Raw genomic sequence first — 18,548 nt, forward strand, 5'->3', positions numbered from 1 at the left:
GGCTACGGCTTGCTCGGATCGAACCGCTTTTCCAGACCCTTCCAGCAATCCGCGTAGTCGTCCTGCAATGTCGCGGAATTCGCGGCGTGCGCGGTGACGCGCTGCGCGTAGCGGGTCTCGAACATGAAAGCCATGGTGCCGGTCAGCTTCACCGGCTTCAGCTCGCCGTTGCTGGCGTGCTCGAAGGCATCGCGATCGGGGCCGTGCGGCAGCATGCAATTGTGCAGGCTCATGCCGCCCGGCACGAAACCTTGCGGCTTGGCGTCGTAGACGCCGTAGATCAGGCCCATGAACTCGCTCATGATGTTCATGTGATACCACGGCGGGCGGAAGGTGTTGTCGGCGACCATCCAGCGCTCGGGGAAGATCACGAAGTCGATGTTCGCCGTGCCCGCGGTCTCCGACGGCGAGGTCAGCACGGTGAAGATCGATGGATCGGGATGATCGAAGCCGATCGCGCCGACCGGCGAGAAACTACGCAGATCATATTTGTACGGCGCGTAATTGCCGTGCCAGGCGACGACGTCGATCGGCGAATGCGGCAGCGTGGTCTTGAACAGCGATCCGCCCCACTTCACGTAAAGCTCGGTCGGCGTATCCTTGTCCTCGTAGTGAGCGACCGGCGTCAGGAAGTCGCGGGCATTGGCAAGGCAATTGGCGCCGATCGGCCCGCGCTCCGGCAGCGTGAAGGCGCCGCCGTAGTTTTCACAGAGATAGCCGCGCGCCGGCCCGTTCGGAATCTCCACCCGGAACTTGACGCCGCGCGGGATCACCGCGATCTCACCGGGCTCGGCATCGATGCGACCGAACTCGGTGACGATGCGAAGATTGCCCTGCTGCAGCACGAACATCAGCTCGCCGTCGGCATTGTAGAAGTGCTGGTCCACCATCGACTTGGTGATGAGATAAACATGCGCGGCCATGCCAGCCTGGGTGTTGACGTCACCGGCCGTCGTCATGGTCTGCACGCCCTGGAGGAATGTCATGTCCTCCTTCGGGATCGGCGCCGGATCCCAGCGCAATTGCGCGATCGGCAGATCGTTTTCATGGCACGGTGCCGAGCGCCACAGACCGCCGTCGGCCTTCTCGAAGCGACCCGAATGTTTCACCGACGGGCGAATACGATAGAGCCAGGAGCGCTCGTTGCTGCCGCGCGGCGCGGTGAAGGGAGAGCCGGAAAGCTGCTCGGCATAGAGGCCGTAGGCACAGCGCTGCGGCGAGTTGCGCCCGATCGGCAGCGCGCCCGGCAACGCCTCGGTCTCAAAGCTGTTGCCGAAGCCGGACATGTAGCCCGGCGTGACCTGGGCCGTGCTGCGAATGATCTGATCGGGCGAGGTATTGATGTTCATTTCTATCCTCCTCCTTGCAGGGCGGCCCACATCTCCTGGTCGCGCTTGTCAGTCCAGATCACGGGGTCGTCGATTCCCGACGCCTCGTCATAGGCGCGCGACACGTTGAACGGCAGACAGTGCTCGTAGATGGCGAAGCTCGAAAATTTCGGATCCATGACCTCGCGCGTCGCGGCCATGGATTCCTTCAGCGTGCGGCCCCTGGCGACCGAGATTTCGGCGGCGCCGTAGAGCGAGGTGACGAAGTCGCGCGTCATCGCGATGGCTTCGCGCACCGTGGCGACACCCTTCAGCGCATCGCCGCGGCCCGGCGCGATCGCCTTGGGATTGAAGTTGCGGATCTCGTTCAGCGTCAGCGGCCATTCGCGCAAATGCGCGTCGCCGCAATAGCAGGCCGAGTGGTATTCGATCAGGTCACCGGAGAACATCACCTCGGCATCGGGCACCCAGGCGACGATGTCGCCCGAGGTGTGGCCGGCGCCAAGCTGCATCAGGCGCACCTCGCGCTTGCCGAGATAGATCGACATCTCGCCTTCGAAGGTCAGCGTCGGCCAGGTCAGGCCGGGAATGCTCGATGCGTCCTGAAACAGGCGTGGGAAGCGGCCGTACTCGGAATCCCAATCCTGCTGGCCACGCTCCTCGATCAGGCGATAGGTCTCCTGCGAGGCGACGATGCCCTGCGCCTTGTAGGCGGAGGCACCGAGCACGCGCACGGCGTGATAATGCGACAGCACGACATATTTGATCGGCTTGTCGGTGACGGTACGGACGCGCTCGATCACCTTGTTGGCCATCGCCGGCGTCGACTGGGCGTCGAACACCAGGCAGCCGTCGTCGCCGACGATGATCGCGGTGTTCGGATCGCCCTCCGCGGTGAAGGCGTAGAGATCGGTGCCAATCTCGGAGAAGGTGATCTTCTTCTCGGAGAGATCGCCGGTGGATGCGAAGTTCTTCGCCATCAGTTGTTCCTTGTATCGGGGTTATTGTTGTTGCTGTTGTTGCTGCTGGCCGTCGATCATGCGGCGCTTCGCGAGGACGATCGCCTCGCGCAGCACGTCGATATCGCCGATATGGTTGGCGAGGATCAGCACCAGCGCCGCGTCGAAGTCGGCGCTTTGCTCGTCGGTGAAGCCACGATGCGCCTCCACGATGGCGCGAAAGGCGTCGTCGGGTCGCGCGAAGTTGGAGCTGGTGGAGAGCGGCATGCGAATCCTCAATTCAAGCCAATCCTGAATTCACGCCTTGGGCCCGCGACAGCGCCGCCGCGACGCCAGCGCGCGTGGGGTGGCGGAAGCGCGCTGCAACGTAGCCGTCCGGCCTGAGCAGGTAGGCTGAGCCTGGTTCCGCATCATAGCGCTTTGCGGTGAGCCCCGCCGGATCTGCGAGCCCATCCTCACCGCCGATGCAGATGTCCTTCACACCAACAGGCGCCTCAATCGCCGCGCCATTGCTGAACGACAGCAAGGTGAAGTCCGTCCCACCCTTGCGGAACGCATCGGTCAAATAGGCTTGCTCACCCGCGCGCGGCGTGACGGGAGCATCGAGCATCGAACAACCCGGGAGCGGACCACCGCGCCACGCATCCGCATCGGGCGATGACAGCGGCGAGTCATAGCTGCACGGCACCGAGAGCCGCCCGCCATTGACCATGCGCTTGCCGAACTCCGTTTCCTTGGCCAGCGACAGCACCGCCTTGCGCAGCCGCGCTTCCTGATGCGAGTTCGGCGCCATGAAGTCGGTCGAGCGGGTGGATTCACGGATGTTCTCGTCGGCCGCCAGGCTGCGCTCAACATGATAACTCTCGAGCAGGCTCGCGGGTGAGGCGCCGCGCAGCACGCGGTCGAGTTTCCAGGAGAGGTTTTCGGCGTCCTCGAGTCCCGAATTGGCGCCGCGCGCGCCGAACGGCGAGACCTGGTGCGCGGAATCGCCTGCAAAAATCACGCGGCCATGGACGAAGCGGTCCATCCGCCGGCACTGGAATTTGTAGAGCGAGATCCACTCGAACTCGAACTTGTCGTGGCCGAGCATGCGCGCAATCCGCGGCCGCACGTTCTCGGGCTTCTTCTCGACGATGGGGTCGGCATAGCGATTGAGCTGAAGGTCGATGCGCCAGACATCGTCAGGCTGTCGGTGCAACAGCGCCGAACGCCCCGCATGAAACGGCGGATCGAACCAGAACCAGCGCTCGGTCGGGAATTCCGCGGTCATCTTGACGTCGGCGATCAGGAACTGGTCCTCGAACACCTGTCCCGCGAAGTCGGCGCCCACCATCTGCCGCAGCGACGAGCGCGCGCCGTCGCAGGCGACAACATATTGCGCGTGCAGGCGATAGGCGCCCTCCGGCGTCTCGATCGTCAGCGCGACGGAATCGTTGCGGCGCTCCAGCGCCGTCACCTTGTTGCGCCAGCGCAGATTGATCTCGGGCAACTCGCTGATGCGGTCGACCAGATAGGACTCGGCATAATATTGCTGGAGATTGATGAAGGCCGGCCGCTTATGGCCGTGGTCCGGCAGCAGATTGAACTGGTAGAGCTGCTGCTCGCCGTGGAAGATGCGGCCGACGCTCCAGACCACGCCCTTGTCGACCATGCGGTCGCCGACGCCGAGCCGGTCCCAATATTCCAGCGACCGTTTCGAGAAGCAGATTGCGCGGGAGCCCTCGCCGATGCGGTCGGCGTCATCCAGAAGGACGACGCGCTGGCCGCGCTGGGCAAGGTCGATCGCCAGCGACAGCCCGACCGGGCCAGCGCCGACGATCACCACGGGATGTTCGGCCGCGCCCTGCCCGGGACGATCCTGATCGGGGTGGCGGCGATAGCCGAACTGGGTTTTGGCCTGATGCGTATTGGCCTGCGCCATGCGCTCACCTCGGCTCTGGTCAGAAGAGGACTGATCTGCTAGATAGTCTCACGTGCAACTATTTTGGACCGGAGCCGGCCGGCCGTCAACTGGAATTCGGAGCGCTCTCCTTGGCGAGGACATCCAGCGACATCGCGCTGAAGACACGTGAGGCCGATGCGGCCTCAGCGCGGCCACAAACACGGCTCGACCTGTTCAGGTTCGTACCGTTCCGCCTCAACCGGCTCGCGGCGGAGGTCAGCGCCGCGCTTTCGGTCGAATATCAGGAACGTCACGGCCTCGACATCCCGGCCTGGCGCGTGATCGCGACGCTCGGCTTCCGCAACGATGCCTGCAGCGCGCAGTACGTCGCGCAATGCACCCGCACGCACAAATCCACCATCAGCCGCGCGGTGACCATGCTGCTGCAGCAGGGTTTGATTGAGCGCGTCGAGAACGAAGCCGATCGCCGCGAATTCCGCCTGCGACTGACGAGGAAAGGCCGCACGCTCTACGAGGAGCTGTTTCCGCAATTGCTGCGGCGGGAAGACGAGATCCTCGCCTGCCTCTCCGCGCAGGAGCGCAAACAGCTATCGACGCTGCTCGGCAAGATCGAACAGAGCCTCGATTTGATCCAGACCAGCGAAGAGGCCGACGCCAAGCAGGCGTATTGATCACTTTGCGAACGATCGCGACGGCGGCAAATGCAGGGCCCACACATCGCCCTGGTCGCTGGCGCGCGGATAGATCTCGGTCACGATCGGGTCGTGGCCGGGAATGAACCGGTCGGGATGGCCCGCGAGATGCTCGATCGTCTCCCATCCAGCCGCCATGTCGCCGACATTGTAGACGATCGGGAATGGGCTCCTGCGCTGGAGATTGGCGTAGTAATGCGCGGCATCGGACGCCAGCACCACCGGTCCGCGGGTGGTCTCGACCCTCACCACCTGCAGGCCGTCGGAATGGCCGCCGACGCGGTGCACGGTGACGCCGGGCGCGACCTCGCCGTCGCCGGAATAGAAATTGACGCGCTCGCCATAGACATGGCGGACCATCTGGGTGACGTGCTCGACCGAGAACGGATGTCGCAGCAGTCCGTTGCACATGCAGCGCCCCGTCGCGTAGGCCATCTCGCGCTCCTGGATATGGAAGCGCGCGTTCGGGAAGCGGTCCAGATTGCCGGCGTGGTCGTAATGCAGATGCGTCACGATGATATCGCGAATGCTCGACGCCGCGACACCAAAGCGCTCCAGCGCGTCGACCGGATTGAGCGTCAGCTTGCGGGCCCGCGCGGACGCTTCCTCGGCATTGAAGCCGGTATCGACCAGGATGTCGCGGCCGTTGCCGCGAATCAGCCAGACGAAATAGTCGAGGTCCTGCGCCGCGCTGTCATGCGGGTCGGGCGCGAGGAAGTTCATGTTGGGCGTGCGCGGCGACATCGTCGCGTAGCGCAGGGCGTAGATTTCGTAGGCGTTTCCCATGGTTTTGATCTTGCTCTTTTGTGGATGCACCTTCAGGGCGATCGACCGCACCAAGCCATCGTCCACCGAAAAGGTCAAACACCGCAGGTTGCGAAGGAGGCCCGTCCGCAATGTGAGACCAATCACATTGTTGTCGCCATGGCTGCCCTAACGTGCAGCCGCAATGACAACCAGAATGCATCGCGTGCAATCGTGACCGCCCGTTTATTCCCCTCGCAACATGCCCATGCGTCGCGGTCAATTGTCGCGATAGCGCCGAATCCGCAAGCGGTTGACGCCCCCCTTCCCCGGTTTGATAATGCACATTGCGTAAGTTAAGGTCGCCGCGGCGCAAGCTGGAAACGGCGCCTTTTTGGCTGGATCGCGCTAATTATGAAAATTCGCCTGCTTTTCGTTCTGTCCTTGCTCGTGTCGCTCATCCCGACCGCTCCGTCACTTGCGGCCGGCGATCGCTTTGCGCTGGTCATCGGCAACGCCAAATACCCGGACGCCGACGCTCCCCTGAAGGAACCGCTCAACGACGCGCGCGACGTCGCCGACGAGCTCAAGCGCGACGGCTTTTCCGTCGAGACCGGTGAGAACCTGACCGGTGACGGCATGCGCCGTGCTTTCGACAAGCTCTACGGCAAGATCAAGCCGGGGTCGGTGGCACTGGTGTTCTTCAGCGGCTTCGGCATCCAGTCCGCGCGGCAGAGCTATTTGCTGCCGATCGATGCGCAGATCTGGACCGAATCCGACGTGCGGCGCGACGGCATCAGCCTCGAAACCGTGCTCGGCGAGCTCAATACCCGCGGCGCCGGCGTCAAGATCGCGCTGGTCGACGCCTCCAGGCGCAACCCGTTCGAGCGCCGGTTCCGCAGCTTCTCGGCCGGCCTGACCCCCGTCATCGCGCCGAACGGCACGTTGGTGATGTATTCGGCGGCGCTGGCCTCGGTGGTCTCGGACGCCGGCGGCGAGCACAGCCTGTTCGTCCAGGAACTCCTCAAGGAAATCCGCGTCCCCGACCTGATGGCCGAGGAGACGCTGAACCGCACCAAGATGGGCGTCACCCGTGCCTCCAGGGGCGAGCAGGTACCGTGGATCTCCTCTTCATTGGCCGAGGATTTCTCGTTCATTCCAGGGGCCGGCGGGTCGCGCCCAACAACGACTCCGCCTCCCGCGCCGCCGCCGGTCGTCGCCAACAACCCGCAGCCGGCCCCGCCCGCACCTTCACCGCCTCCGCCGCCGAAACCGGCCGACACAGCGGCCGCGCCCGCTCCGTCACCGAAGCCGCAGGTCGAGGCTGCCTTGCCACCGGCACCACCGCCGCCTCCGCCTGTGATTCCGGCCGATCCCGCGACCGCTCCGAGCATGGAGAGCGGGCCGAGTGCGGCCGCCCTGGCTGAGGACCCCACCATCAAGGGGTTGACCGCCAAGATCGCGGCCAATCCGGATGACGTGAACGCGCTTTACCGGCGCGGTCAGGTCTATGCCAGCAAGGGCGCCTACAGCCTGGCCATCAAGGATTTTGACGAGACGCTCCGGATCAACCCGAAGGACGTCGAGGCTCTGAACAATCGCTGCTGGACCCGCACCGTGGTCGGCGACCTCCAGGGCGCGCTGAAGGATTGCAACGAGGCCCTGCGGCTGCGGCCGAACTTCGTCGACGCGCTGGACAGCCGGGGGCTCGTCAATCTGAAATCGGGGGCGGTGAAGAACGCCATCGCCGATTTCGAGGCCGCCCTGAGGATCAATCCGCGCCTGACCTCCTCGCTGTTCGGACGCGGGATCGCCAAGCAGCGCAACGGCTCGGCGCAGGAAGGTGCGCTCGACATCGCCAATGCCAAGGCGATGGACCCGAACATTGTTCAGGAATTCGCAAGCTACGGAGTGCGTTGATATTTTTTTGAAGCGGGGCCGATGTGCCTCGAACCCGCGACGGCCCGGCGAAGACTAATTGAACGGATGCCGCCGCCCGCCTTTTCGGGGCGGCTTACTGCAGGATTTTCGAACCGCGCCAGCTGGCTGCGCAGGAGGGACTGGCTATGAGATTGGCTGCAAAGGGACTTACCGCGATCCTGTCCATCATCACCGTCGGCGCCGCGCTGTCGCTGACGATCCCGCTTGCCTTCGCGGCCGACGACGGCAACAGCAAGAACGTCACCGAGGACGAGATCGTCCGCGCGCTGGCGCCGCCGCCGAAAAAGCCGCTGACGCGCGGCCTCTCGATCGCTCCGCAGGCCGATCCCGCACCGAGTGCGACTGAGTCCAAGCTGATCCAGTCCGTGCGCGGCCGCTCGACACGCTCCCTTTCGTCGGTCGAGCGTGAAGAAATCGCCTCGGCGGCCAAGGACAAGCCGAACATCGATCTGGAAATCACGTTCGACTACAACTCGGCCAATATCAGCGCGAAATCGCTTGCCTCGGTCCAGGCGCTCGGCCGCGCGCTGACCAGCCCCGACCTGAAGGGCTCGACCTTCGTGGTCGCCGGCCACACTGACGCCGCCGGCGGCGAGAGCTACAATCAGGACCTGTCGGAGCGCCGCGCGGATTCGATCAAGCGCTACCTGGTCGACAAGTACAGCATCTCCGCGACCGACCTCGTCACGGTCGGCTACGGCAAGAGCAAGCTGAAGGACCCGGCCCAGCCGATGGCCGAGGTCAATCGTCGCGTGCAGGTCGTCAACATGGAAAACAAGACCACCGCATCGAAGTGAGCACGACGTAATCCTTTGAAGTGACAAGTCGTGATGTGGTGTAAAGTCTTGCTTCCAGCGCGCGTCCCGCAGCCTTGCGGGACGCTGCTTCATTTCAGGAAAACGCTCTCCATGGGCCGCGCGCGGATGGCCGTGAGCCAGGCCAGGACGATCCGGCAATGAACCTTTCCCAATATCTCAAGCCGGCCGGAACGGTGGTCTTCGTCGTCGCGCTCGGCGTCGGCTATTATCTGTTCGAGCACCGGCATCGCGCCGAGCCCAAGGAAACGCCGAGCGAGGCCCTGGTCATCGTAACCAAGTCGACCAATGCCTGCTTCTCGGACTTGGTTCGGGTGACCGGCTTCTTCGTGCCGCGCCGCGAAGCCGTGGTCGTCGCCGACCAGGAGGGATCCAGGGTCACCGACCTCTTCGTCACCGAGGGCACCCTCGTCACCGACAATCAGGAGCTGGCGCGCCTGACCGCACCGCCCCAGATCCCGGGCCAGCCGCAGCGGCCCGGCCCGCAAGGTCCGGTCTCCCTGAAGGCCTCTGCGCCGGGCCTCGTCACCGAGGTCCGCACCATCGTCGGCGCGCCGGCCTCGCCGCAGGCTGGCCCGATGTTCCGAATCGCCGTCAACAACGAGATCGAGCTGGACGCGCAGGTCCCGGCGGTGCACATGGCCAAGCTCAGCTCCGGCGCGACCGTTCGCATCAGCCGCGACGACGCGCCCGATCTGATCGGGCGGGTCAGGCTGGTGGCGCCCGAAATCGATCGCGCCACCCAGCTCGGCCGCGTGCGCATCAGCGTCACCAACAATCCCTCGCTGAAAGTCGGCGTGTTCGCCCGCGCCTCGATCGACGCCAAGCGAAGCTGCGGCGTCGCGGTTCCCAAGACCGCGATCGACCATCTCACCGTGCAGGTCGTCAAAGGCAACATTGTCGAGACGCGCAAGGTACGGGTCGGGCTGTCGTCGGACAGCGCGACGGAAATCCTGGAAGGCCTCAACGTCGGCGAAATCGTCGTCGCCGACGCCGGCTCTTCGCTGCATGACGGCGACCAGATCAAGACCATGTTCGCCGATGAACTCGATCGCACGCGGGTACGCTGATGGCTCTCAATATCTCGGCATGGTCGATTCGCAATCCGCTGCCGTCGGTCGTTTTTTCCATCATCCTCCTGATCCTCGGCTGGGTGTCCTTCACCAAGCTCGCGGTGACGCGGCTACCCTCGGCCGACATTCCCGTGATCTCCGTCGCGGTATCGCAGTTCGGCGCGGCACCCGCCGAGCTCGAATCCCAGGTCACCAAGACGGTTGAAGACGCCGTCTCCGGTGTCGAAGGCGTCAGGCACATCACCTCGCAGATCACCGACGGCCTGTCGGTGACGACCATCCAGTTCGCGCTGGAAACCAACACCGACCGCGCGCTCAACGACGTCAAGGACGCGGTGACGCGCGTGCGCTCCAACCTGCCGCAGAACGTCACCGAACCGCTGATCCAGCGCGTCGACGTCATCGGCCTGCCGATCGTCACCTACGCCGCGATCTCGCCCGGCAAGACGCCGGAGCAGCTCTCCTATTTCGTCGACGACGTGGTCAAGCGCGCGCTGCAGGGCGTGCGCGGCGTCGCCCAGGTCGAGCGCATCGGCGGTGTCGAGCGCGAGATCCTGGTCTCGCTCGATCCCGACCGCCTGCAGTCGATGGGGCTGACGGCCGTCAATGTCAGCCAGAGCCTGCGCGGCACCAATGTCGACGTCGCCGGCGGCCGCGCCGAGATCGGCAAGAACGACCAGGCGATCCGCACCCTCGCCGGCGCCAAGACGCTGAGCGACCTTGCCGGCACCATGATTCCGCTGTTCGGCGGCGGCGAGGTCCGGCTCGACGATCTCGGCACCGTGACCGACACCATCGCCGACCGCCGCACCTTCGCCCGCTTCAACGGCGAGCCGATCGTCGCGCTCGGCATCAAGCGCTCAAAGGGTGCCAGCGACGTGAAGGTCGCCGAGGCCGTACAGAAGCGCATCGACACGCTCAAGGCTACCTATCCCGACGTCGACCTGAAGGTGATCGACACCTCGGTCGAATATACCAATGGCAATTACCACGCGGCGATCTCCACCCTGTTCGAAGGCGCCATCCTCGCCGTCGTCATCGTGTTATTGTTCCTGCGCGACCTGCGCGCCACCATCATCGCCGCGATCTCGCTGCCGTTGTCGATCTTCCCGGCGTTCTGGGCGATGGACCTGCTCGGCTTCTCGCTCAACCTCGTCAGCTTCCTCGCCATCACGCTGTCGACGGGTATTCTGGTCGATGACGCCATCGTCGAGATCGAGAACATCGTCAGGCACATGAATATGGGCAAGTCGCCCTATCGTGCCGCCCTCGAAGCCGCCGACGAGATCGGCCTCGCGGTGATCGCGATCTCGCTGACGATCATCGCGATCTTCGCACCCGCGAGCTTCATGTCGGGCATCGCCGGACAGTTCTTCAAGCAGTTCGGCATCACCGTCTCGGTGCAGGTGTTCTTCTCGCTGCTCGCGGCGCGCTTCGTCACGCCGGTGCTCGCCGCCTACTTCCTCAAACATGGCAATCACCAAGAGCCGCCGCCCGGCCGCGTGCTGCGGTCCTATCACAGGCTCGTGGCCTGGTCGGTGAAGCACTATTTCATCACGGTGCTAGCCGGCTTCGGCGTCTTCGCCGCCTCGATCTGGAGCATCACGCTGCTGCCGCAGGGTTTCCTCCCGGCGCAGGACAGCTCGCGCTCGCTGGTTGCGCTCGAGCTGCCGCCGGGCACGCAGCTCGCCTACACCGAAAAAGTCACCGAGGACATCGTGGCGCGCCTGCGCAAGCGGCCCGAGGTGAAAAGCATCTTCGTCGACGGCGGCCGCGTTCCACCCGGGACCCAGGAAGTCCGACGCGCCGCTTTGATCATCAACTACACGCCCAAGGACAGCCGCGACATCACCCAGCGCGAGCTCGAATTCTCGATCAGCCAGGAGCTGGAGAACATTCCAGACATCCGCTTCTGGTTCCTCGACGAGAACGGCCTGCGCGCCATCTCGCTGGTCGTGACCGGCGCAGACGCCAACATCGTCAACAACGTCGCCAGCGAGCTCGCGACGCAGATGAAGCGGATTCCCACCATCTCCAACGTGATCTCGGAAACCACGCTGGAGCGGCCCGAGCTGCGCGTCGAACCGCGCGCCGATCTTGCCGCACGGCTCGGCGTGTCGACCGAAAGCCTGTCGCAGACCATCCGCGTCGCCACCATCGGCGACGTCGGCCCCGCACTCGCCAAGTTCGACGTCGGCGACCGTCTGGTGCCGATTCGCGTGCAGCTCGAGGATGCCGCGCGCGGCAATCTGAAGACGCTCGAACAGTTGCGCGTGCCGCTCGGCGAGCACGGCGAGAAGGGCGGCGTGCCGCTCTCCGTCATCGCCGACGTCAAGCTCGACCAGGGTCCGACCAGCATCAACCGCTACGATCGCGAGCGACAGGCGACCGTCGCGGCCGATCTCGTCGGCTCCGCCGCGCTCGGCGACGCCACCAAGAAGATTTACGACCTGCCGGTCATGAAGAGCCGGCCGAAGGGCGTGAAGGTCTCGCCCTCCGGCGATGCCGAAAGCCTGAACGAACTGTCCGAAGGCTTTGCCACCGCGATCACGGCGGGCCTGATGATGGTCTACGCCGTGCTGGTGCTGCTGTTCGGCACCTTCCTGCAGCCGATCACCATCCTGTTCTCGCTGCCGCTCTCGATCGGCGGCGCGATCGCGGCCCTGCTGATCACCGGCAAGCAGCTCACGACGCCGGTGTGGATCGGCATCCTGATGCTGATGGGCATCGTCACCAAGAACGCGATCATGCTGGTGGAATTCGCCATCGAGTCCATTCACGCCGGCACACCGCGCGAAGAAGCCATGATCGACGCGGGCATGAAACGCGCTCGCCCGATCGTGATGACCACGATCGCGATGGCCGCGGGCATGATGCCAAGCGCGCTCGCGGTCGGCGCCGGCGGCGAGTTCCGCTCGCCGATGGCGCTCGCGGTGATCGGCGGCCTGATCTTCTCGACCATCCTGTCGCTGGTGTTCGTGCCCGCGATGTTCATGGTGATGGACGATCTCGGCGCGCTGATCTGGCGCTTCGCCAAGCGGCTGGTCGTGCACAGCGAAGATGCGGAGGGCGCCGGTCACCACGGAGCTGCGCCGGCGGGAGCGGCACCAGCGCCGAAGAGCATCGTGCACCCCGCGGCGGAGTAGCTATGGCACAAGCGTCAAGTACACAAGGCAGTTCAGCGAGCGCCATCCGCGAACCCGACATAGCGGAGGATCGTCTTCGCTACCAAGCATTCAGACGTACCGGTCGTGCTGTGCCGATCGAGGCCGTTAAAGCGTGGGTTGCGAGTTGGGACTCTTCTGACGAACTCCTTCGCCCCGATTGTAGCGACCCAGCCTAACGGCCCCCTACTCGTTCCGCGCGATCGCCGTCAGCTTGGTCATGTTCCGCAGCAGGATGCGGCCGCGCTGGAGATCGAGGATCGCTTCCTTGCGCCAGGCCTGAAGCTGGCGGTTGACGCTCTCGCGGGCGGCGCCGACGAAGACGCCGAGTTGCTCCTGCGAGATGTGCACCTCCGAGCCGAAATCGGCGGCGAGCGCGCAGAGGCGCCGCGCGAGACGAACCGGCAGCGGCTGGAGCATGGACTCTTCCATGCGCTCGCTCTGCCAGCGGATGCGCTGGCACAGCAGCGCGATGATCTTGATCCCGACCTTCGGCTCGCGTTCGAGGAAAGCGAGAAAGTCTTCGCGCCGCAGCACGAACAGCTCGCTGGCTTCGCCAGCGGTCGCGTCCGCAGTGCGGCTCTGGCCGTCCAGCACCGCAACCTCGCCGAACAGGTCGCCCGGCCCCATGAAGTTCAGCGTCAGGCGGCTGCCGTCGGAGGCACCGGTCTCGATGCGGACCTGGCCACGGCGCACGCCGAACAGCGCATCGCCCGCGTCGCCCTTCTGGAATAGCACCTCGCCGTTCCCCAGATGCTGGGTGTGGCAGAGATTTGCCAGCCGCTGGAGCTCGTCTACGCCGAGATCGGCGAACATCGCATTCATCTTGAGGATGACCGCAAATTCGGCCTGCTTGCTCATTTCAATGTCCTTGTGAATTTCGTTGGCAAATCGCTTGTAACCATCAACATCAGGATCGCGTAAAACCACGCCGGGGAAGTGTGCCATAAGTCACATAACTTTGCAGCACCCCCAGACTATTTTTACGTGCTTGGAGCCGCTTCCCGTCCCGGGATAAACTCAGGCGTAAAGGACGCGTGCAAATGACGGTCATCTGCCGGATTCGACGCCGGTTGTCCGCCGCTGGAAAGTCGACATGAGAGCCGTGAAATTCGCCGGCGCGGCGGTGGCCGCAATCGTCATCGTGATCGCACTCCTGCTGGTGGTCGGGATCCCCTCGGGCTTCCTGACGTCGACGATTGCCTCGCGGGTCGAGAGCGCGACCGGCTATCGCTTGTCGATCGACGGCACCATCAGAATCAGCCTGTGGCCGACGCTGAACGTGACGCTGAACGACCTCACGCTTGCCGACCCCAAGGACCGCAGCGGCATCACCCGCCTGACCATCGACAGCGTGCAGGCCGACATGTCGCTCTCGAGCGTCTGGTCGGGCCGCCCGAAGATCAGCGAGCTCGTCGTCACCCATCCCGTGCTCTACCAGCCGCTGCTGCGCGAGCGCCTGCCGAATGCCGGCGGCACGTCGAAGCCGGTCGCGCTTGATACCGACGGCGCCGCCATCGACCGCATCAAGGTCACCGATGGCGAGATCGCATTCGCGCGGGTGCGCGATCGCCTCGAGAGCCGCATCGGCGCGGTCAATGCCGATGCAATCGTCGGTCGCGACCGCAAGATCAGCATCACCGGCACCGCACGGGTCGGCGAGCATCCGACCAAGTTCGACATCAAGGCGACCACGCCGGCGCCGCCGGCCGACCGACCGACCATTCCGGTGGATTTCGCCATCGACATGCCGGACGTGCTGAAGTCCCGGCTCGCGGGCCATGCCGAGATGCGGCTGAGCGGCGATGTCGTGATGATCAACGGCCTGAATGGCACGCTCGGCGATGGCGCATTCAACGGCTGGGCCTCGGTCGATATCGCGAGCAAGCCTCTGGTCAAGGTCGATCTCGACTTCCAGCGGCTCGCGATCCCGCTGGCGAAATCGCCGGAAGGCGCGTCCGGGCAACCCTGGAGCGATGCGCCGATCGACGTGTCCGGGCTCAACTATGTCGATGCGCAAATCAGGATCTCCGCGCACGAGGCGGTGATCGGCGATGCGCGTCTCGCGCCGCTGGCGGTTGATGCAAAACTCGCCGGCGGCTTGCTGAAGGCCGGCACCGCCAATCTCGGCGCTTATGGCGGCCAGGTCTCGGGCGAATTGATCCTGGATGCGACCAGCGGCGCGCCGAGCTTTGCGATGCATTCCGACCTCGCCGGCGTGCGCGCGCTGCCGCTGCTCCAGGGTCTCGCCGAATTCGACCGGATCGACGGCAAGCTGCAGGCCAAGCTCGCGCTGCGCAGCGCCGGCACCAGCCAGCGCGCACTGATGGCGAACATGCAAGGCACGGCCTTCGTCAATTTCCAGGACGGGGCCATTCGCGGCATCAACGTCGCGCAGATGATCCGCTCGCTGACCTCGGGCACGTTGTCCGGCTGGCAGGCAAACCAGGACAACGGTCGGGAGCAGAGCACGGATTTGTCGCAGCTCTCGGCGTCGTTCCGGATCGACAAGGGCCAGGCGGTGACCACCGATCTCAGCTTGACCGGACCGCTGGTCCGCGTGACCGGCGCCGGCACGATCGCGCTCGACACCAAGATGATGGGCTTTCGCGTCGAGCCGAAGCTGGTGATGACGACCGAAGGCCAGGGCCGCGCCGCCGAGCCGGTCGGCTTCGGCATTCCCGTGATGATCCAGGGTACCTGGTCGCAGCCGCGGATCTATCCTGACATGGCCGGCATGCTCGACAATCCGGACGCCGCCTATGCCAAGCTGCGCGAGATGGGAAAGGGCCTGTTCGGCGCTGATGGGGCTGGGCTCGGCAATATTCTGGGAAGCCTTGGCCTCGGGGGAGCCACCGCGCCGGGTGGCGGCAATGCGACCGGCAATGCCAATCCGCAAACCCAGCAGCCCGGACAGAACAACCCGCTCGGCGGCCCCTTGGGCGAGGCGATAGGCAATCTGATCCAGCAGGGACTTTCCGGTGGCGCGGGAAACGGCACTGGGACTGCCACCGGCACCGGCACTGCCGCCGGCCGCAGCCGCAGCCTGCCTGCAGCGCCATCCACATTGATGCCGCCAGCTTCGCCAGCCTCCCCCGCCTTGGAGGACCCGCCGGCGGCGCAGCAGGACAGCCAGCCGATGAACGACGTGCTGCGGCAGCTCTTTAATCGATGATTGCAGGACCAAAGCGCTGGACTCCCAGCCCTCCCTTGCCAAGCCATCCCCTTACATCGGCTGGCCCGGCGGCGGCTTCCTCCAAACGGATGAGACTGCGACAATTCACCATGCTTCCGCCTGCCCAGCGTCCAGGCGGGTAACCACACCGGCCGGTCAGGCGGCCCCGACCAGTCCCTTCACAGTCCGTTGGACCAAATTGTGCTAGAAGGCTCGCAGGGTCCGTCAGGCCCGTAGCGCCGGCGCCGATGGCGGCGCGAGAGGATCGGGATGGCAGGAGCGAGCGACAAGACACGGTTTCTGCGCGAGGGTCTGTTCGCCAAATACGTCGTCTCTCTCGTCGGCCTCGTCGTGTTCGTGCTCGCCGTCAACGGCGCGATGGAGAGCTGGATCTCCTACCGCGCCACCAAGGCACAGCTGACCGACGGTCTCGAGGACAAGGCGCAGGCTGCCGCGCGGCGGATCGAGCAGTCGATCTCCGAGCTCGAGCGCCAGATCAGCTGGGTGACGCGGGCGAGCCAGGACACGCTCGAGAAGCGCCGCGCCGACTACGCCCAGCTGCTGCACCAGGTGTCGGTCGTCACTCAGCTGTTCCAGCTCAACGGCGACGGCCGCGAGGTGCTGCGCGTCTCGCGCCAGTCGACCACGACCGGCAGCAACGCCGACCTCTCCCGCGACATGCGCTTCACCGACACCGTCGCCCGCGGCGTCAGCTACGCGCCGGCCTGGTTCTCCGACCGGACGCCGTTCATGTCGATCTCGGTGGCGCATTCCGGTTTCAACGCCGGCGTCACCGTGGCCGAGCTCGATCTCAGCTTTCTCTCCGAGTACCTCTCCGACGCCCAGGTCGGCAAGGCTGCCTTCGCCTATGTGGTCGATCCGCGCGGCCGCGTGCTGGCGACGTCGTCGAAGGGGCCCGAAATCGGCAAGGATTTGTCGAAGCTGCCGCAGGTCGCGGCTGCGGTCGCACCGGGCCACGCGCCCGACAATTCGGGCACCGACTTCAACGGCCATGCGGTGATGAGCGCCGCGAGCACCGTGCCGAAGCTCGGCTGGAGCGTGATGTTCGAGCAGCCGACCACGCAGGCCCTGATGCCGATCCGCGACCAGCTGGTGCGCATTGGGCTGCTGATCGGCATGGGCCTGCTGGTCGCGATCCTCGCCGGCACGCTTCTGGCGCGCCGCATGATCATCCCGATCACGGCGCTGCGCGACGGCGCACACAAGCTCGGCGAGGGCGATTTCAGCCATCGCATCGAGGTGCACACCTCAGACGAGCTGGAAGATCTCGCCGGCCAGTTCAACCGCATGGCCGGCCAGATCCAGGAAACCTATTCGGACCTGGAGACCAAGGTCGAGGAGCGCACCCGCGATCTCGCGCAGTCGATCAACGAGCTCAAGGTGCTGGAAGAGGTCGGCCGCGCGGTCGCCGCCTCGCTCGATCTCAACGCCGTGCTGCCGACGATCGCCGCGCGCGCGATCGAGATCACCCATGCCGACGCCGTGCTGATCTACGGCTATGACGCCGAGGCGCGCCGCTTCAATCTGGTCGAGGCCAACGGCATCGACAAATCCGCCGACGGCGCCCATGTCACCATCGACGAAGGCCAGGATATCCTGAGCGATGCGGCCGGGAGCGGCGAACCGATCGCAATTTCAGATCTCGACCGGGCCTCCGAGCAGCCGCTGCGCGACGTCGCGATCGCGGCCGGCTTCCATTCGGTGCTGGTGGTGCCGCTGGTGGATCAGCAGGGCACGCTCGGCTCGCTGGTGGTGCTGCGCCGCGCCGGCGGCGAGTTCGCTCCAAGCATCATCGGCCTGATGCGCACCTTCGCCAACCAGGCCGTGCTGGCGATGCGCAATGCGCGGCTGTTCACCGAGGTCGACCACAAGGGCCGCGAGCTCGCGGCGGCGCACGAAACCGTGCAGCAGCAGGCCGCCAAGCTCCAGGAGCAGACCGAGCAGCTGCGCAACTGGAATCGCTCGCTGGAAGAGCGGGTCGAGAAACAACTCGGCGAGATCGGCCGCATCAAGCGGCTCGAACGTTTCCTCGCGCCGCAAGTCGCGCAGCTGATCGCCTCGTCCGACGGCCACGACGCACTGCTCGACAGCCACCGCCGCGAGGTCACCGTCGTGTTCTGCGATTTGCGCGGCTTCACCTCGTTCACGGAGGCGACCGAGCCGGAAGAGGCGATGAACGTGCTGCGCGAATATCACGCCGCGCTCGGCGAGCTGATCCACCGCTATGAAGGCACGCTCGACCGCTTTGCCGGCGATGGCGTGATGATCCTGTTCAACGCGCCGATTCAATTTGCCGACCATACCAAGCGCGCGGTGAAGATGGCGGTCGAGATGCGTGATGTGATTGGCCATTTGACCGAGAAGTGGAAGAACCGCGGCCACTCGCTCGGCTTCGGCGTCGGCGTCGCCATGGGTTACGCCACGCTCGGCCAGATCGGCTTCGAGCAGCGGCTCGAATATGCCGCGATCGGCAGCGTCACCAATCTCTCATCGCGCCTCTGCGACGAAGCCAAGGCCGGCCAGGTCGTCGTCAGCCGCCGCGTCTACGGCATGGTCGAGCCCTGGGTCGAAGCCCGCGCGCTCGACGATCTCGTGCTCAAGGGCTTCAACCACCCGGTGCTTGCGATGGAGATCCTGTCGTGGCGCGAGGAGGTCGAGAACGTGGTGGATGCCGCCGCGGCAAGGCGGCGCGGGTAGCCCAAACAAAAAACTGCGAAAACAACCCCATGCACA

The 18,548-nt window shown here is 65.2% G+C and carries 13 protein-coding genes; 7 read left to right on the forward strand and 6 right to left on the reverse strand.

Annotated features, from left to right (window positions below):
- Positions 1-2 precede the first annotated feature (2 nt).
- Genes hmgA through IVB47_RS34405 form a run of 4 tightly spaced genes read right to left on the reverse strand, consistent with a single transcriptional unit; the run spans position 3 to position 4,208 of the window.
- Complete coding sequence (hmgA, locus tag IVB47_RS34390) at positions 3-1,349, reverse strand: homogentisate 1,2-dioxygenase (protein ID WP_247468288.1); 1,347 nt, start codon at positions 1,347-1,349, stop codon at positions 3-5.
- A gap of 2 nt (positions 1,350-1,351) precedes the next feature.
- Positions 1,352-2,308, reverse strand: a complete 957-nt coding sequence (locus IVB47_RS34395; protein WP_247468293.1) for an MBL fold metallo-hydrolase — start codon at positions 2,306-2,308, stop codon at positions 1,352-1,354.
- Between the two features lie 21 nt (positions 2,309-2,329).
- Positions 2,330-2,554: a DUF2783 domain-containing protein gene (locus IVB47_RS34400; RefSeq protein ID WP_027568334.1), complete on the reverse strand. Its 225-nt coding sequence runs from the start codon at positions 2,552-2,554 to the stop codon at positions 2,330-2,332.
- 13 nt (positions 2,555-2,567) lie between these two features.
- Positions 2,568-4,208: an FAD-dependent oxidoreductase gene (locus IVB47_RS34405; RefSeq protein WP_247468296.1), complete on the reverse strand. Its 1,641-nt coding sequence runs from the start codon at positions 4,206-4,208 to the stop codon at positions 2,568-2,570.
- Positions 4,209-4,318: 110 nt separating this feature from the next.
- Between IVB47_RS34405 and IVB47_RS34410 the strand changes: the two genes are divergently transcribed.
- Complete coding sequence (locus IVB47_RS34410; RefSeq protein WP_247284774.1) at positions 4,319-4,861, forward strand: MarR family transcriptional regulator; 543 nt, start codon at positions 4,319-4,321, stop codon at positions 4,859-4,861.
- On the opposite strand, the gene IVB47_RS34415 is transcribed toward IVB47_RS34410, so the two are convergent.
- A complete protein-coding gene (locus IVB47_RS34415) occupies positions 4,862-5,668 on the reverse strand; it encodes an N-acyl homoserine lactonase family protein (RefSeq protein ID WP_247468299.1) in 807 nt (268 codons plus the stop codon). It lies immediately after the preceding gene.
- Between the two features lie 372 nt (positions 5,669-6,040).
- Here IVB47_RS34415 and IVB47_RS34420 point away from each other — a divergent pair, with 372 nt between their 5' ends.
- From IVB47_RS34420 to IVB47_RS34435, 4 genes are all read left to right on the forward strand, one after another.
- Complete coding sequence (locus IVB47_RS34420) at positions 6,041-7,546, forward strand: caspase family protein (protein WP_247468301.1); 1,506 nt, start codon at positions 6,041-6,043, stop codon at positions 7,544-7,546.
- A 146-nt stretch (positions 7,547-7,692) separates the two neighbouring features.
- Positions 7,693-8,364 (forward strand): OmpA family protein, encoded by a 672-nt coding sequence (locus IVB47_RS34425; RefSeq protein WP_027568339.1) that lies wholly within the window; start codon positions 7,693-7,695, stop codon positions 8,362-8,364.
- 158 nt (positions 8,365-8,522) lie between these two features.
- The gene (locus IVB47_RS34430) at positions 8,523-9,452 is read left to right on the forward strand and encodes an efflux RND transporter periplasmic adaptor subunit (protein WP_027515083.1); all 930 of its coding nucleotides are present in this window, start codon (positions 8,523-8,525) and stop codon (positions 9,450-9,452) included.
- Complete coding sequence (locus tag IVB47_RS34435) at positions 9,452-12,601, forward strand: efflux RND transporter permease subunit (RefSeq protein ID WP_027568340.1); 3,150 nt, start codon at positions 9,452-9,454, stop codon at positions 12,599-12,601. Before IVB47_RS34430 ends, IVB47_RS34435 begins: the two co-directional genes overlap by 1 nt.
- Before the next feature lie 204 nt (positions 12,602-12,805).
- On the opposite strand, the gene IVB47_RS34440 is transcribed toward IVB47_RS34435, so the two are convergent.
- Positions 12,806-13,480 carry a Crp/Fnr family transcriptional regulator gene (locus IVB47_RS34440; RefSeq protein WP_027568341.1) on the reverse strand — a complete coding sequence of 225 codons (675 nt, stop codon included), beginning with the start codon at positions 13,478-13,480 and terminating at the stop codon, positions 12,806-12,808.
- Between the two features lie 235 nt (positions 13,481-13,715).
- Here IVB47_RS34440 and IVB47_RS34445 point away from each other — a divergent pair, with 235 nt between their 5' ends.
- Positions 13,716-15,794 carry an AsmA family protein gene (locus tag IVB47_RS34445; RefSeq protein WP_247468304.1) on the forward strand — a complete coding sequence of 693 codons (2,079 nt, stop codon included), beginning with the start codon at positions 13,716-13,718 and terminating at the stop codon, positions 15,792-15,794.
- Positions 15,795-16,064: 270 nt separating this feature from the next.
- On the forward strand, positions 16,065-18,512 hold the full coding sequence (locus IVB47_RS34450) for an adenylate/guanylate cyclase domain-containing protein (protein WP_247468307.1): 2,448 nt from the start codon (positions 16,065-16,067) through the stop codon (positions 18,510-18,512).
- The last annotated feature ends 36 nt before the right edge of the window (positions 18,513-18,548 follow it).

The organism is Bradyrhizobium sp. 62 (assembly GCF_023073035.1).
GTDB lineage: Bacteria > Pseudomonadota > Alphaproteobacteria > Rhizobiales > Xanthobacteraceae > Bradyrhizobium.

Bases quoted from the DNA above. Each gene is read 5' to 3' on its own strand.
- hmgA (WP_247468288.1), bottom strand. From the start codon at position 1,349: ATGAACATCAATACCTCGCCCGATCAGATCATTCGCAGCACGGCCCAG.
- IVB47_RS34395 (WP_247468293.1), bottom strand. From the start codon at position 2,308: ATGGCGAAGAACTTCGCATCCACCGGCGATCTCTCCGAGAAGAAGATC.
- IVB47_RS34400 (WP_027568334.1), bottom strand. From the start codon at position 2,554: ATGCCGCTCTCCACCAGCTCCAACTTCGCGCGACCCGACGACGCCTTT.
- IVB47_RS34405 (WP_247468296.1), bottom strand. From the start codon at position 4,208: ATGGCGCAGGCCAATACGCATCAGGCCAAAACCCAGTTCGGCTATCGC.
- IVB47_RS34415 (WP_247468299.1), bottom strand. From the start codon at position 5,668: ATGGGAAACGCCTACGAAATCTACGCCCTGCGCTACGCGACGATGTCG.
- IVB47_RS34420 (WP_247468301.1), top strand. From the start codon at position 6,041: ATGAAAATTCGCCTGCTTTTCGTTCTGTCCTTGCTCGTGTCGCTCATC.
- IVB47_RS34425 (WP_027568339.1), top strand. From the start codon at position 7,693: ATGAGATTGGCTGCAAAGGGACTTACCGCGATCCTGTCCATCATCACC.
- IVB47_RS34430 (WP_027515083.1), top strand. From the start codon at position 8,523: ATGAACCTTTCCCAATATCTCAAGCCGGCCGGAACGGTGGTCTTCGTC.
- IVB47_RS34435 (WP_027568340.1), top strand. From the start codon at position 9,452: ATGGCTCTCAATATCTCGGCATGGTCGATTCGCAATCCGCTGCCGTCG.
- IVB47_RS34440 (WP_027568341.1), bottom strand. From the start codon at position 13,480: ATGAGCAAGCAGGCCGAATTTGCGGTCATCCTCAAGATGAATGCGATG.
- IVB47_RS34445 (WP_247468304.1), top strand. From the start codon at position 13,716: ATGAGAGCCGTGAAATTCGCCGGCGCGGCGGTGGCCGCAATCGTCATC.
- IVB47_RS34450 (WP_247468307.1), top strand. From the start codon at position 16,065: ATGGCAGGAGCGAGCGACAAGACACGGTTTCTGCGCGAGGGTCTGTTC.